General features: G+C 62.5%; 14 protein-coding genes. 11 read left to right on the top strand and 3 right to left on the bottom strand.

Annotated features, from left to right (window positions below; translation table 11 throughout):
• The first annotated feature begins 27 nt into the window (after positions 1-27).
• From cobO to cobT, 9 genes are all read left to right on the top strand, one after another.
• A complete protein-coding gene (gene cobO, locus FSY45_RS02000) occupies positions 28-597 on the top strand; it encodes a cob(I)yrinic acid a,c-diamide adenosyltransferase (protein WP_046461927.1) in 570 nt (189 codons plus the stop codon).
• A 36-nt stretch (positions 598-633) separates the two neighbouring features.
• Positions 634-1,386: a 5,6-dimethylbenzimidazole synthase gene (gene bluB, locus FSY45_RS01995; RefSeq protein WP_046461928.1), complete on the top strand. Its 753-nt coding sequence runs from the start codon at positions 634-636 to the stop codon at positions 1,384-1,386.
• Positions 1,383-2,465: an adenosylcobinamide-phosphate synthase CbiB gene (cbiB, locus tag FSY45_RS01990; RefSeq protein WP_003063036.1), complete on the top strand. Its 1,083-nt coding sequence runs from the start codon at positions 1,383-1,385 to the stop codon at positions 2,463-2,465. The genes bluB and cbiB overlap by 4 nt, the downstream gene beginning before the upstream one ends.
• Positions 2,458-3,465 carry an aminotransferase class I/II-fold pyridoxal phosphate-dependent enzyme gene (locus FSY45_RS01985; RefSeq protein ID WP_003063034.1) on the top strand — a complete coding sequence of 336 codons (1,008 nt, stop codon included), beginning with the start codon at positions 2,458-2,460 and terminating at the stop codon, positions 3,463-3,465. The genes cbiB and FSY45_RS01985 overlap by 8 nt, the downstream gene beginning before the upstream one ends.
• 65 nt (positions 3,466-3,530) lie before the next feature.
• Positions 3,531-4,316, top strand: coding sequence for a HipA family kinase (locus tag FSY45_RS01980; protein ID WP_039048718.1), 786 nt, complete (start codon positions 3,531-3,533; stop codon positions 4,314-4,316).
• On the top strand, positions 4,303-4,704 hold the full coding sequence (locus FSY45_RS01975) for a DUF3037 domain-containing protein (RefSeq protein WP_003063030.1): 402 nt from the start codon (positions 4,303-4,305) through the stop codon (positions 4,702-4,704). The genes FSY45_RS01980 and FSY45_RS01975 overlap by 14 nt, the downstream gene beginning before the upstream one ends.
• A gap of 3 nt (positions 4,705-4,707) precedes the next feature.
• A complete protein-coding gene (locus FSY45_RS01970) occupies positions 4,708-6,174 on the top strand; it encodes a cobyric acid synthase (protein ID WP_003063028.1) in 1,467 nt (488 codons plus the stop codon).
• Positions 6,175-6,279: 105 nt separating this feature from the next.
• Positions 6,280-6,708, top strand: coding sequence for a hypothetical protein (locus FSY45_RS01965; protein WP_046461930.1), 429 nt, complete (start codon positions 6,280-6,282; stop codon positions 6,706-6,708).
• Between the two features lie 183 nt (positions 6,709-6,891).
• Positions 6,892-8,004, top strand: a complete 1,113-nt coding sequence (gene cobT / locus FSY45_RS01960) for a nicotinate-nucleotide--dimethylbenzimidazole phosphoribosyltransferase (protein ID WP_046461968.1) — start codon at positions 6,892-6,894, stop codon at positions 8,002-8,004.
• Positions 8,005-8,059: 55 nt separating this feature from the next.
• Here the strand turns inward: cobT and nth are convergent, their stop codons facing one another.
• From nth to FSY45_RS01945, 3 genes are all read right to left on the bottom strand, one after another.
• A complete protein-coding gene (gene nth, locus FSY45_RS01955) occupies positions 8,060-8,716 on the bottom strand; it encodes an endonuclease III (protein WP_046461931.1) in 657 nt (218 codons plus the stop codon).
• Between the two features lie 89 nt (positions 8,717-8,805).
• Positions 8,806-10,515 carry a ShlB/FhaC/HecB family hemolysin secretion/activation protein gene (locus FSY45_RS01950; protein WP_012837965.1) on the bottom strand — a complete coding sequence of 570 codons (1,710 nt, stop codon included), beginning with the start codon at positions 10,513-10,515 and terminating at the stop codon, positions 8,806-8,808.
• Between the two features lie 132 nt (positions 10,516-10,647).
• On the bottom strand, positions 10,648-12,177 hold the full coding sequence (locus FSY45_RS01945) for a collagen-like triple helix repeat-containing protein (RefSeq protein ID WP_046461932.1): 1,530 nt from the start codon (positions 12,175-12,177) through the stop codon (positions 10,648-10,650).
• 299 nt (positions 12,178-12,476) lie between these two features.
• Here FSY45_RS01945 and FSY45_RS01940 point away from each other — a divergent pair, with 299 nt between their 5' ends.
• Complete coding sequence (locus tag FSY45_RS01940; protein WP_003063017.1) at positions 12,477-13,673, top strand: PLP-dependent aminotransferase family protein; 1,197 nt, start codon at positions 12,477-12,479, stop codon at positions 13,671-13,673.
• Positions 13,670-13,891 (top strand): SlyX family protein, encoded by a 222-nt coding sequence (locus FSY45_RS01935; protein ID WP_003063015.1) that lies wholly within the window; start codon positions 13,670-13,672, stop codon positions 13,889-13,891. Before FSY45_RS01940 ends, FSY45_RS01935 begins: the two co-directional genes overlap by 4 nt.
• Positions 13,892-13,914 lie beyond the last annotated feature (23 nt).

The raw sequence follows: 13,914 nt of genomic DNA, 5'->3' as shown, positions 1-13,914 counted from the left end.
GCCCTTGATAGACAAGCGAGAGTAGCTATGAATATTGAAAATCCTCCCACCGAGAAGCCTTACGAAAAGCCCGAGGGCGAGCGCCGCGGCCTGATCATCGTCAACACCGGCAATGGCAAGGGCAAGAGCACAGCCGCCTTTGGTCTGGCCTTTCGCGCCACGGGCCGGGGCAAGGCCGTCAAGGTCTATCAGTTCATGAAGGTGCCTACGGCCCGCTTTGGCGAGCACCGCCTGGCCGAGCAGGTCGGTCTGCCCATCGAAGGACTGGGCGATGGCTTTAGCTGGAAAAGCAAGGACCTCGATCACTCCGCCCAGCTGGCGCGTGACGGCTGGGAAAAGGCCAAGGCCGACATTCTTTCGGGCGAGCTGTTTCTGGTCGTGCTCGACGAAATCACCTATCCGCTGATCTATGGCTGGCTGCCGCTGCAGGAGGTGCTGGACACGCTCAAGGCGCGTCCCAGGGATGTGCATGTCTGCCTCACGGGCCGCCGCTGCCCGCAGGAAATCATCGACATCGCCGACACCGTGACCGAGATGACGCTGATCAAACATGCTTTCCAGGCGGGTATTCCCGCTCAAAGAGGTATCGAAGACTGATGGCTTTTGCCATGTCTGTGGCGCGACAATAGTTCCATGACCGAATCCAAGACCAGCTCTTTCGCGACGATTGCCGCAACGCCTTTCACCGAGGCCGAGCGGGCTGCCGTCTACCGCGCCATCTATGAGCGCCGCGACATGCGTCATTTTGCGGGCGGTAAGGTCCCCGACGAGGTCTTGCTGCGCCTGTTGCGCGCCGCGCATCACGCGCCCAGTGTGGGGTTCATGCAGCCCTGGCGCTTTGTTCGGGTCAAGAGTGCCGAATTGCGCTTGCAGATCCACGGCCTGATCGAGGAGGAGCGCGTGCGCACTGCCCATGCTCTGGGCGAACGTGAAGAAGACTTCATGAAGCTCAAGGTTCAGGGGGTGCTCGATGCGGCCGAGGTGCTGGTTGTCGCCATGCCGCCGGGACGCGAGGCCCATATCTTCGGCCGCCGCACCCTGCCCGAGATGGATATCGCCAGCAGCGCTTGTGCCATCCAGAACCTCTGGCTGGCAGTGCGTGCCGAAGGTCTGGGCATGGGCTGGGTCTCGATTTTCGATCCGCTGGCGCTGGCAAGGCTGTTGCAGATGCCTGAAGGTGCCCACCCGCTGGGCGTGCTCTGCCTGGGCCCAGTCGATGCCTACTATGCCGAGCCCATGCTGCAGCAGGAAAAATGGGCCTGCCGTGCGCCTCTGGAAGACATGCTGATGGACGATGTCTGGGACGACTCGCGTGTGGTGGCCGCGGCGACCAAGGGCAAGCCGGGCAGCGGGCCGTGCGCCGCGAAGAGCAAAACAGACACATGACGAGTTTTGGCTGGACTGAGCTGATCGGTCTTTCTCTCAGTCCGCTGGCATGGCTCTATCAGACATTTACCGCCAGTGATCTGGCGGCGTCCAACTGGGCTGCCAATGTGCAGGCCGGCTTGCTGGCCTTGCTGGTTGCCTTGCTGCTGGACCGGCTTTGGGGCGAGCCGCCGGTGTGGCTGCACCCCGTGGTGCTGATGGGCAAATTGCTGGGCTGGTCGGGGCAAGCGCTTGCACCGCGTGTTGAAGTGCCGCGCGACTATCTGCGTTTTTGCCTGGCAGCAATTGTCTGGTGTGCGCTGGCAGCTCTGTTTTTCATGGTTTATGGCCTGGCCCAGTTCATGCTGGGTTTTGCGCCCTGGTGGCTCTGGGGTCTGGTGATGGGGGTGTTGTTCAAGCCGCTGTTGTCCTGGCGCATGCTCAAAGATGAGGTGCAGGCCGTGGAGGCCGCACTGCAGCAATCGCTGCCCGCAGGGCGGGAGCGCCTGAGCTGGCTGGTGAGTCGCGACACGACACAGCTGGACGCGGCCACCGTACGCGAAAGCGCCATCGAGACGCTGGCCGAGAACCTCAGCGACTCCGTGATTGCTCCGCTGTTCTGGTTTGCCGTGGCCGGCTTGCCCGGGGCGGCCGTCTATCGTTTTGCCAATACGGCCGATGCCATGTGGGGCTACCCCGGCTGGCGAGGCCAGGGCGAGCGCCGCCGCCACTGGCAATGGGCAGGCAAATGGGCGGCCCGCGCCGACGATGTGCTGAACTGGATTCCGGCGCGCATCACCGCAATGTGGCTGGCGCTGCTGGCCGGCGGCCTGTCCTGGACCGGTTTGAGGCGCGATGCAGCCGTGACACCGTCGCCCAATGGCGGCTGGCCCATGGGCGCCATGGCGCAGGCGATAGGGGTTCAGCTTTCCAAGCCCGGCGTCTATCGACTCAACCCGCAGGGACGGGCACCGCAGGCGGCTGATCTGAAGCTGTCTGTAAAATTGGCATCAAAAGTGATTAAGTTGCATGTGCTGCTTGCATTGATTGCTATGATTTTGATGTTTTTGTGGAGAGGAAGGCTGCTTGCCAATGTTTGATGTGAATGCGGCAGCCATGCATGGCGGTACTGATGCGCTGGGCGTTCCGGCGCATGATTTTTCGACCAATCGCAATGCCTGCGGGCCTTGTCCCATGGCCGTGAAGGCGTTGCAGGCCGCCCATGTAGCGCAATACCCCGATCCGCAATACGGGGCATTGCGCGCGCAGCTGGCGGCTTTTCATGGCGTGGCGGTCGAGCGCATCCTGATCGGCGGCAGCAGCAGCGAGCTGATTCATCGCCTCACGTTGCACGCTGTGCGCAGCGGTGCCAAAAGCGTGCAGTTTCCCCAGCATCACTATGGCGACTATCTGCAGGCTGCGCGGGTGTGGCGGCTGGCGCTGTGCCGCCGCACAGAAGCGGCCGTGGCGCCGGTGCTCAGCTGGGCCTGCGAGCCTTCAAGCCCGCTGGGGGCGATGGAAGACATCTGGCCTGCCTGGCAGCAGCCGCCGGCGCAGAAGGAATGGCGCGTGCTGGATTGCGCCTACCGTCCGCTATGGCTGGAAGGCGAGCCGCCCGAGCGCGATCTCGACACGGTCTGGCAGCTGTGGACGCCGAACAAGGCCCTGGGAATGACGGGTGTGCGCGCTGCCTATGCGATTGCGCCCATGCAGGCCGCAGCGGCAGAGCTGCAGGCGCTGAATGCGCTGGCGGCATCCTGGGTGGTGGGCTCGCATGGCGTGGCCATGCTGCAGGCCTGGGTGACGGACGAGGTGCAGCAGTGGCTGGCCCACAGCCTCATGACCTTGCGCCGCTGGAAGGCGCAGCAGCTGGCGCTGTGCGAGAGGCTGGGCTGGCAGGTCGTTCCCGGTCATCAGGGCAATTACTTTGTCGCAGGTCTGCCGCTGGCAGAGCTGGCCGCGCCTCTTGCCGGCCTGCGTGCCCAGGGCATCAAACTGCGCGACTGCGCAAGCTTTGGCCTGAGCGGCCATGTGCGGCTGGGTGTGCTGCCGCCCGTCTCGCAGGCCGCGCTGGAGCAAGCCTGGAAAAGCATCCAATGACCTTGCCGATCAGACCTGATGGGCGCAAGGCGCTACCATTTCTCATGGACACTGAAACCTTGAAGCTGCGCTCGGTGCTGGTGGAGCGCTATGTCACGCCGCTGCGCGAAGGCGGCTCCATGCCGGCAATTGTCGAGACTGACGATCTGGGCACCTATGTGCTCAAGTTCCGGGGCGCTGGGCAGGGCGTGCGCGCGCTGATGGCCGAGATCATCTCTGGCGGCATGGCACGTGCGCTGGGCCTGCCGGTGCCCGAAATCGTGCTGCTGCACTTGAACGGCGACCTGTCCCGCACCGAATCCGACCCCGAGATTCAGGACCTGATTCGCGCCAGCGACGGGCTGAACGTGGGGCTGGACTATCTGCCGGGCTCCATCAACTTTGACCCGGCGGTGGACGTGGTGGACGACGACTTTGCATCGCGCCTCGTGTGGTTCGACACCCTGGTCAGCAATGTGGACCGCACGGCGCGCAACACCAATATGCTGATGTACCAGAAGCAGCCCTGGCTGATCGATCATGGCGCGAGTCTGACCTTTCACCATGCCTGGAACGGAGTCGTCGCCGATCCGGCCAAGCCTTTTGCGCCCAGTGCCGAGCATGTGCTGCTGCCGCAGGCCAGCCAGCTGGCGCAGCTGGATGCGCAGCTGGCCGCCAAGCTTGGGCCCGAAGTGCTCAAGAGCATCGTGGACGAGGTGCCCGACTGCTTTCTGGAGCAGGCCGCAGCCGACAAAGAGGGCGATGTGCTCAGGAATGTGCAGGCCCATCGCGCGGCCTATGTGAATTATTTCGTGGCCCGGCTTGCCGAGCGTGGCCGCTGGTTGCAAGGAGTGATCGATGCACGCGCATGAGGTCTACGACTACGCCATCGTGCGGGTAGTGCCGCGCGTGGAGCGTGAGGAATTTGTGAACGCGGGTGTGATCCTCTCCTGCCAGCGCACCGGTCATCTGCAGGCTGCCGTGGCCCTTGACGAACAGCGTCTGCTGGCGCTGGATCCGAATGTGGATCTGGAGGCCGTGCACCGTCACCTGGGCTCCATCGTGGCCATCTGCGAAGGCAGGATCGATGGCGGGCCGATTGCGCAGCTGCCCATGCGTGCACGCTATCACTGGCTCACGGCCAAGCGCAGCAGCATCATCCAGACCTCGCCCTCGCATATGGGCATGTGCACCCATCCCGGCGAGGCGCTGGTCAGAATCCTGCAGCGCGTGGTGCTGCCGATCCCAATCGAGACTTAAGACATGACAGCACGTTGCATCATGGTGCTGGGCACCAGCAGTGGCGCGGGCAAAAGCTGGGTGGCCACGGCGCTGTGCGCCTACTACCGCAGCCAGGGCCTGAAGGTTGCGCCGTTCAAGGCGCAGAACATGAGCAACAACGCGCGTGTTGTGGCCACGCCCGAGGGCCGCTGGGGCGAGATCGGCACGGCCCAGTATCTGCAGGCGCTGGCAGCGGGGGCGGTTCCCGATGTACGGATGAACCCGCTGCTGCTCAAGCCCGAGGCTGACACGCGCAGCCAGGTCGTGCTGTTCGGACAGGTCAATGAGGAGCTGAGCGCCATGCCCTGGCGAGGTCGCAGCCTCAAGGTCTGGCCGCAGATCGCGCAGGCGCTGGACGAGCTGCGTGCCGAAAACGATGTGGTGGTGATCGAAGGCGCGGGCTCGCCGGCCGAAATCAATCTGCATGCCAGCGATGTGGTCAATATGCGTGTGGCCAAACATTGCAATGCACACTGCCTGCTGGTCTCGGACATAGACCGAGGCGGAGCCTTTGCCCATCTCTACGGCACCTGGGCACTGCTGCCTGAGGATGAGCAAAAGCTCATCAAGGGCTTTGTGCTCAACAAGTTCCGGGGTGATGCAGCACTGCTGGCACCGGCGCCCCAGATGCTGGAAGAGAAGACGGGTGTGCCCACGGTGGCTTGCATTCCCATGCAGTTCCAGCATGGTCTGCCCGAGGAGGACGGCGTGTTCGATGATCGCGGCAGCACGGGAGCCGGGCGGGCCGTTCACACCACGATTGCCATCATCGCCTATCCGCGCATCAGCAATCTCGATGAATTTCAGCCCCTGTTGCAAGTGCCAGGCGTGCGCGTGATCTGGGCTCGCTCTCCCGCGCAACTCGCCGAGGCGGACTGGGTCATTCTGCCGGGCAGCAAGGCCACGGCTGCCGACCTGGCCTGGATGCGTGCACAGGGGCTGGATGCAGCCGTCGTCGCTCATGCCGGACTCGGCAAGCGGGTGCTGGGTATTTGCGGCGGTCTGCAGATGTTGGGCGAGGCGCTGATCGATCTGCATGGAGTGGACGGCAATGCCGCAGGCCTGGGTCTGCTGCCGCTGGCGACCCTGTTTGCGCAGGACAAGACTGTGCAACCCACGACCCTGCAACTGCCTGCGTTGCAAGCCCCATGGAATGCCCTGAGTGGCGTGCCGGCACGTGGCTACGAGATCCACCACGGCCAGACCCAACTACGTGCCGACATGCAGATGGCCAGTGTGCGACCGGCTCAGGAGCTGTTGCCCGGCATGCTATGGCAGGGAGGCAACAGCGCTGTCATCGGTACCTATCTGCACGGTCTGTTTGAAAACGCCGAGGTAATTCATGCGCTGTTCGGCCACGATGCACCCAGCCTGGAGCAGGTGTTTGCGCGGTTGGCGCAGGGCGTGGGGCAATGGTTTGAGCCGACCGCGCTCCCGCTTACTCGCTGATTTGTAGGATTGATCCTGCGGACTCATAGCCGCTGAACCGATAAGCCCTGCCTGAGAGTGCGTGCAAGCTGACCGAGCTATTCACTTTTTGGAATGGAGTTGCGTATGGCTTTTTTCAAGGTTCAGACTCTTCAACTAGCTTTGGGTGCGGCGGTTTTGTCGCTGGCAGGCATGGCCAGCGCACAGGTGGATGCAGCCAAGCCGGCGGCTGAAGCAGCTGCGATGGATGCGGCCAAGCCCGCGATGAAAAAGCACCACCATCGCCATCATCACAAGGGCCAGCGTCCCATGCGCGAGAGCAATTCGTCTTCACGCGAGGCGATGGCGGCAAGTGCCGAAGCCAAGAAGGGCAAGCTCGACGACGGCCAGGGCATCAGCCAGTACGAGCGCAATGCCTACGCCCGTTGCGGTGTGTTCAAGACCGAAATCGACCAGCAGGCCTGTATGGCGCGTGTCAAGGATGGCTCGGTCAGCGGCTCGGTCAAGGACGGAGGCATTCTGCGCGAAATCACGGTTGAGGAAGTCATTCGCTGAGGCTTTGCCGCGTCTTCCGCCAAGGCCCTTAGGGGCCTTTTTTCATGCAGCTTCTGAGCAATCGTTGAACTTGGCGTTGCGGCGCCGATGAAAGCGCGATACTTGCAGGATCCCAAAAACGTGCCTTCCGCATCCCGGTGGTGGATGGCACTCAGGCCTGATGCACCGGGAATGACTGCACGCATGAGTTCCGCTTCTTTTTCCGAATTCCTACCGTCCACCATCTGGTCCTGTCCGCAGGTGCAGGACATCCATGACGCGGCGCTGCAAGCCCGCGTCCAGCATCGCCTGGATTTCAAGACCAAGCCCCAGGGATCGCTGGGCGTGCTGGAACAACTGGCCTTGCGCATTGCCGGCATCGTGGGTTGCGAGACTCCCAATCTGTATGCACCGCAGATGGTGGTGTTCGCTGCGGATCATGGACTGGCTGCTCAGGGTGTGTCGGCCTATCCGGTCGATGTGACTTGGCAGATGGTGGAAAACTTCCTCGCTGGCGGCGCGGCCGTAAGCGTGCTGTCTCTGCAGAACGGAATTGATCTGAATGTCGTGGACTGCGGCGTGGCCCGCGACTTTGAGGTGCGCGAGCAGGATCCTGCGCACAAGCTTCCCAAGGCCCATGAGCCACGCCTGTGGCGGCGCAAGGTGGCCTATGGCACGGCGGACTGCAGCCAGGGTCCGGCCATGAGCGAAGCGCAATGTGCGATGGCGCTTCGCAATGGCGGGGAACTGGTCAAGAAACTGCCGGGCAATGCGCTGTTGCTGGGCGAGATGGGCATAGGCAATACATCCAGCGCTTCATTGCTGCTGGCGCGTCTGTGCGGCGAGCCGATAGAGGAGGTGACCGGGGTGGGCACGGGCCTGAGCAGCGAAGGTCTGGCGCGCAAGATCGCCGTGCTCCGTCAGGTGCTGGATCTGCATGTCGACGTGCAAGATCCCCTGGCCGTGCTGGCAGCTATGGGCGGACTGGAGATTGCGACCATGACGGGAGCCGTGCTGCAGGCCGCTGCAGAACGCCGCCTGATCGTGGTGGATGGCTTCATCACCACGGCCGCCGTGCTGGTGGCCAGCCGTCTTCAACCCCATGTGCTGCAGCGCTGCGTGTATGCGCACCGATCGGGTGAGCCGGGTCATGCTCGTATGTTGGCTCACCTCCAGGCCCAGCCCATGCTGGACTGGCAATTGCGCCTGGGCGAGGGTTCTGGCGCGGCGCTGGTCTGGCCGCTGCTGCGCTCGGCCTGCACCATGCTCAACGAAATGGCCAGTTTTGAATCGGCCGGCGTCAGCGGCAAGAGCTGAGGAACTTGAAAAAATATAGCTGCAAGCGCTTTGTGGATATTCGTTTGAGGCGTTTTCAGCTCTTTTTTCCAGCTGCCGGTGCCGGGGTTTTGGGTGTGAAATCGCAGTATTTTGAAGCCACGCATTCCCAGCAGCGGGGCTTGCGCGCCTGGCAGACATAGCGGCCTAGCAGGATCAGCCAGTGATGGGAGTCCACCGCGTATTCGTCGGGTACGCGCTTGAGCAACTGCTTTTCGACTTCCAGCGGATTCTTGCCGGGTGCCAGCCCCGTGCGGTTGCTGACGCGGAAGATGTGCGTGTCCACGGCCATGGTAGGCTGACCGAAAGCCACGTTGAGCACCACATTGGCGGTCTTGCGGCCTACGCCGGGAAGGGCTTCCAGCTCTTCGCGGGTCCTGGGTACTGTGCCTCCATGCAGCTGAACCAGCATGCGGCAGGTCTCCATCAGATGCTTGGCCTTGCTGCGGTACAGGCCTATGGTCTTGATGTAGCTCTGCAGCCCCTCAAGCCCCAGATCCAGAATGGCCTGCGGAGTGTTGGCAACAGGAAAAAGCTTGCGCGTGGCCTTGTTCACCCCTACGTCGGTGGCCTGGGCAGACAGCAGCACGGCGGTCAGTAACTCGAACACCGTGGTGTATTCCAGCTCGGTTTGTGGCGTGGGGTTGGCGGCCTTGAGCGCAGCAAAAAACGGCGCTATATCGTTTTTCTTCATAGGCGATATTGTGGCTTGTCGTTCAGGGGGCGGAACAAAGAAAAAGCCGCTGCGTTACACAGCGGCTCGGCGGGCGGAATCGCAGCAAGTCAGGGATCCAGGTTGTAGCTCAATACAAGGCTGTAGCGCAGTTCCCTATCGGGATTGTTGACAGAGCGATCGCCCAGCGGCTTGCTCATGGCAAGGTCCAGTGCATAGTGGCGGCTGTCGGACAGGCGCAGCCCCAGGCTGGCAGAGCGCAGCGTATTGCCTTTGACTCCGCTGGTCTGCTGATGCGTGCGTGCCCATTCGTAAAGCAGATAGGGCTCAGCCGACTTGATCCAGGCCTGGTTGATGAGGAACTGGTAGTTGAGTTCGGCACTGGCACCCATGCCGGAGTCGCCCGAGAACTCGCCAGCCTGATAGCCGCGGCCGAAGCGGGTAGAGCCAAAGGAGATTTTCTCCGGGATGGGAAGAATGTCGGCACTGTATTGCCCGCCCACGGCAAAAGCGGCGCCCATCTTGTTCGCGAAGCGATGGCGCTGTGCATAGTCGGCGGTGATGCGCGTGAAGTCCAGCTTGGCAGGGTTTTCAAGCTTTTGCAGCAAGCCCTGCCGATAGTAGAGGTCCAGATTCTTGTAGGCCCCCAGGCTGTCCAGGCCGTGGGCCAGCAGGACCGACGCCGAACGGGTGGTGGTCTTGCCAAAGGACGCCCAGGCCATTTGCGCATAGAGCGTGCGAACCTTTTCCTCGCGCAGCAGGGAGGCCTGGCTATCGGCCAGTTCACGGCTGTAATTGATGGCATACAGACCCGCCGTGGTGCTGAGCTGGGTGGTATTGCTCAAGATCCATGGGTGGCTGATATTGAAGTCCAGCTTGCGTTGCTGTGTCAGGTCATCAATGCCGGGAATGCGCGTTGCCGGCGGGTTGAAGCTGCGGTAGTCGGAATAGCTGACACGTGCCTGCGTGCCCTCGGGCGTTAGCTGCTGAGTGAAACCGATGCTGCCGAAACGCTCCTTGTCGGGGTTTTGCAACATCGCCGAAGCCTGAAGCTGGCTGCCTGACCACAGAGGGTCGTTCAGGGTGAGGGAGGCAATGATGCGCGGCGTTGGCTTGCGCGCCTCGCCCCCGACGGTGACTGCAATGGGCTTGTGCTTGGATTTGATGACCAGGGGCACTGCACCATCGGTGGTGGTCGGCAGGTTGGCCGACGCGGTGATCTGCACTCCTGGAAGGCGTGCCATCAGCTGGGTCTGGTGCTGAAAGGTTTTGGTGGTCAAAGGCCTCTCATTGAGCAGCGGCTGGGCAATTTCGCGTATCTGGTCCTCGGAGCGACCGAAATTTCCCTCCAGATTCAAGCTCTGCACATAGCCTTCGACCACGATGACCTGCACCGCGCCATTGGCAAAGTCCTGCGGAGGAAGGTAGGCAAAAGACAGGGCGTAGCCATGGCGTTGATACAGCTCGCTGACCTTCTGGGTCGCGGCATTGAGCTCGCCCACCGTATGCGTGCCATTGATGAAGGGTGTGAAAAGTGCGCTAACTTCTTCGAAAGGAATCGCCGTGCTTCCCTGCACATTGACGCCACGTACTGCGACCCGGAGGTTGATGAGGTCCTGAAGACTTGGCTGGGGCTTGTCTATCTGCACCGGAACCTGCCTGGGCTGCTGTTGCAGATTCCTTGCCGATTCGGGCGTTTGGGGCAGGCTGTTGAGCGGATTGCCGCCCTGCTGTGACCAGGCTAGAGGAGCCCAGGCCGCAAGTGCCAACGCCTGAATCCTGGGGCCGATGCGGCCCTGTGGTTTTGCTTTTGACTGCAAAAGTCCCTCCTATTCTATTTTTATGACTCTCATTGTTCCCTACATCCCCAGAACTGGGTATGGGGCTGTCGTAAAAAAGCCCGCCTGCAGGCGGGCCAGGCTCAAGCGGTGCACAGACCACCGCCGTTCGCCTTATTTGCTGGTGGCTACCGCTCCACCGCCCAGGCCGAGCGCCAGATTGCCGCCCAGCAGTCCACCCAGCAGGCCGCCCGAGGTGCTTGCACCACCTGCTGCTCCTGCGCCTGCAGCGACATTGGTCACGCCGCCAAGTACACCGCCCACAAGGCCTGTGACTGCGCCAACGGTGTTGCCGACCAGGCCTGTCACCGCAGTGCCTGCACTGCCGCTGCCTCCTGCTGGAGCGCCTGCCGATCCCGTGACACCGCCGACAAGCCCTGTGACGCCGCCCAACACGCCTCCGACCAGATTGCCTGTTCCTGCGACAGGGCTACCGGCATTGCCGCCACCGCTTGCTCCACCGGTCACGCCACCGACCAGGCCCGTGACGCCGCCCAGCACGCCGCCGACAATATTGCCTGGCCCACCAGCGGGGCCGCCTGCGCCGCCCGTGACATTGCCAAGTACGCCACCGAGCAGGCCGCCGCTAGGTGTGCCGGGGCCTGTCACCACGCCGCCCAGGCCGGCCACGGTCTGGCCGACGCCCGAGACCACACCGCCCAGCGGAGCAACAACGGGAACCCCGGTGCTGGTGACGGAAGCTCCCACATGATTGACGACGCCGCCAACGGTGCCCAGCAAGCTGTTAACCGGCTGGCCGAGGCCAGTGGTCTGAACCAGATTCTGGGTGGTGCCCAGGACGGTGCTCAGTACCGGTGTGGCGACCTGGCTGACCTGGGTCGTAAGACCCGAGACCAGCGGGTTGCCGGTCAGCTTTGCCACCGTGCCCTCGACGCCGGAAACGGTGGTGCCCAGGATTTGCACCGTGCCGCCCGCCAGGCCCGCCACATCGCCGACCACACCAAGCTGAGGAGTGTCCAGCGCACTGACCGTCTTGCCTGCCGAAGTGACCGCAGCGCCCAGATAGCCGACAGCGGGAGCCACGCCTTGCAAGGTGGTGCCTATGGGGTCGGCCGTCTTGCCGATCTGGCCCAGGCCTGCGCTGACGCCGCTACCCACGCTGCTGACGGCATTGTTCACATTGCCAAGAATGCCGCCGGCCGGCTGGGCCACACCGCTCAGAGGCGTGCCGTTGGTGGCCGTGCCCAGAGTGGAGGTCACGATGTTGTTGACGTCGCTGATGACGCCGCTTGTTCCGGAAAGCGTTCCAGTGACATCCGCCACGGTGTCGCGCACCGGCGTGAGCGGAGTGCTTGCCACAGGCGGGTTGCCCGTGCCGCCATCACCGCCACCGGTGTTGCCACCACCAGTACCGCCGCCTGTGCCTCCACCTGTTCCACCGCCAGTTCCACCTCCGGTACCGCCACCAGTGCCACCGCCGGTGCCACCACCAGTGCCGCCTCCGGCAACAACATCTCCACCGCCGGTGCCGTCGGGTCCGAGGTCGCTGCGCAGAGAGCCGCTAGAGCCACAGGCAGCCAGACTGGCAACCAAGGCTACGGCACACAGGCTGCGCAGGCTCAACGGGGTCTTGCCGTCAATGGCAACAGACAGTGCCTTGCCGGTAAAAGTAGTAGTACGCATAAATCCTCCATCCCAAAAACAAGTGAAAAAATCCGTCAAATACGCGGTCCGTTGATCGGTAGGCGTATGTTCTTGTCAGAGCCTTGGCGCTGTCCAATTCAAAGTTTGAGACACGAAGTTATGCGTAATTAACAATTGCTATCAACTTTTGTAGTTTGGTAGGAGTTTGATTACTTGCAGCATGGAATAGCGCCTACATAAAAGCCACTTCCTGTCTCTGGGGCGATTCGCACGCCACAATGGGCATCTGCCGCTCAAGCAGCGACGAGATTCCCGTAGCGCTTTAACCAAGAAAACGTATGCAATTTGCCAAACGACTCGATAACGTAGAAACCTCTGCGATCCGCGAACTCTTCAAGCTGCTGGGCAAGCCAGGCATCATCAGCTTTGCGGGCGGCTTTCCGGACAGTGCCATGTTTGACGTAGCGGGCATCAGCGCTGCCTCCGCGGCAGCCCTGCAGCAGGAGGCGGGAGCCGCATTGCAGTACGGTGCGACAGAGGGTTACCAGCCGCTGCGCGAGCAACTGTCGTCCTTTATGGCTGGCAAGGGCGTGCCCGACGTGGCGCCCGATCAACTCATCGTCACCACCGGCAGCCAGCAGGCACTGGACTTGCTGGGCAAGACCATGGTGGGAGAGGGTGACAAGGTCATCGTCGAAGGCCCCACTTTCCTGGCCACGATTCAGTGTTTCCGCCTCTATGGCGCAGAGGTGATCTCCGCCCCTGTGGACGAGCATGGTGTGAAGACCGACGAACTGGAAAAGCTGATTGCCGAGCACAAGCCCAAGCTGGTCTATCTGATCCCGACCTTCGGCAATCCCAGTGGTGCCATGCTGAGCCTGGAACGCCGCAAAAAGGTGCTGGAGCTGGCCGTCAAGTACCAGACTCTGGTGGTGGAAGACGACCCCTACGGCGATCTGTACTTCAATGAAGCGCCTCCTGCCAGCCTGCTGTCGCTGACGCGCGAAGTTCCTGGCAGCCGAGAGTGGCTGGCTCACTGCGGTTCGTTGTCCAAGGTGCTCAGCCCCGGTCTGCGTATCGGCTGGCTGATTGCACATCCCGAATTGCTTGCTCGCGCCGTGATGTGCAAGCAGTTCAGCGATGCCCATACCAGCACCTTTGCCCAGGCCACTGCAGCCCAGTATCTGAAGTCCGGCGCCATGCCCAAGACCCTGGCCCATGTGCGCGAGGTCTATGCCAAGCGTGCCGAGACCATGGGCGATGCGCTGCGCGAGCAACTGGGCGATGCCGTCGAGTTCGTGCAGCCTGCCGGCGGCCTGTTCATGTGGGTGCGTCTGACGGGCGCGCGTGGCCAATTGGCGGATGCGGCCGTGCTGGCCAAGAAGGCTATTGAAGAGGGCGTGGCCTTTGTACCGGGCGCTCCGTTCTATGCACAGAACCCCGATACGGCGACCTTCCGCCTCTCGTTTGCCACGGCTGACGAGGACAAGATTCGCGCAGGCATTGCTCGTCTTGCCAAGGCGCTGAAGTCATGAGCGACAGTCACGAAGCCTTGCAAGAGCGAATCATGGAGCTGGAGATCAAGGCCAGCTACACCGAGGATTTGCTTGAGCAACTCAATATGACGATCTACCGCCAGCAGCAGCAGATCGATCTGTTGATCAACGAGGTGAGGGAACTCAAGCGCCAAGCGCCAGAAGGCGGGGGCGCGATGGTGCGCAATCTGCGCGACGAGTTGCCGCCGCATTACTGAGCACGCTGGGCGATGCGGTCAAG

The organism is Comamonas sp. Z1 (genome assembly GCF_008121555.1).
Classification (GTDB): Bacteria; Pseudomonadota; Gammaproteobacteria; order Burkholderiales; family Burkholderiaceae_C; genus Comamonas; species Comamonas thiooxydans.
The sequence above is the reverse complement of the archived record's forward strand: the minus strand, read 5'-3'. Positions and strand labels throughout refer to the sequence as shown.

Coding starts and splice junctions, on each gene's coding strand:
- cobO (WP_046461927.1), top strand. CDS start 28: ATGAATATTGAAAATCCTCCCACCGAGAAGCCTTACGAAAAGCCCGAG.
- bluB (WP_046461928.1), top strand. CDS start 634: ATGACCGAATCCAAGACCAGCTCTTTCGCGACGATTGCCGCAACGCCT.
- cbiB (WP_003063036.1), top strand. CDS start 1,383: ATGACGAGTTTTGGCTGGACTGAGCTGATCGGTCTTTCTCTCAGTCCG.
- FSY45_RS01985 (WP_003063034.1), top strand. CDS start 2,458: ATGTTTGATGTGAATGCGGCAGCCATGCATGGCGGTACTGATGCGCTG.
- FSY45_RS01975 (WP_003063030.1), top strand. CDS start 4,303: ATGCACGCGCATGAGGTCTACGACTACGCCATCGTGCGGGTAGTGCCG.
- FSY45_RS01970 (WP_003063028.1), top strand. CDS start 4,708: ATGACAGCACGTTGCATCATGGTGCTGGGCACCAGCAGTGGCGCGGGC.
- FSY45_RS01965 (WP_046461930.1), top strand. CDS start 6,280: ATGGCTTTTTTCAAGGTTCAGACTCTTCAACTAGCTTTGGGTGCGGCG.
- cobT (WP_046461968.1), top strand. CDS start 6,892: ATGAGTTCCGCTTCTTTTTCCGAATTCCTACCGTCCACCATCTGGTCC.
- nth (WP_046461931.1), bottom strand. CDS start 8,716: ATGAAGAAAAACGATATAGCGCCGTTTTTTGCTGCGCTCAAGGCCGCC.
- FSY45_RS01945 (WP_046461932.1), bottom strand. CDS start 12,177: ATGCGTACTACTACTTTTACCGGCAAGGCACTGTCTGTTGCCATTGAC.
- FSY45_RS01940 (WP_003063017.1), top strand. CDS start 12,477: ATGCAATTTGCCAAACGACTCGATAACGTAGAAACCTCTGCGATCCGC.
- FSY45_RS01935 (WP_003063015.1), top strand. CDS start 13,670: ATGAGCGACAGTCACGAAGCCTTGCAAGAGCGAATCATGGAGCTGGAG.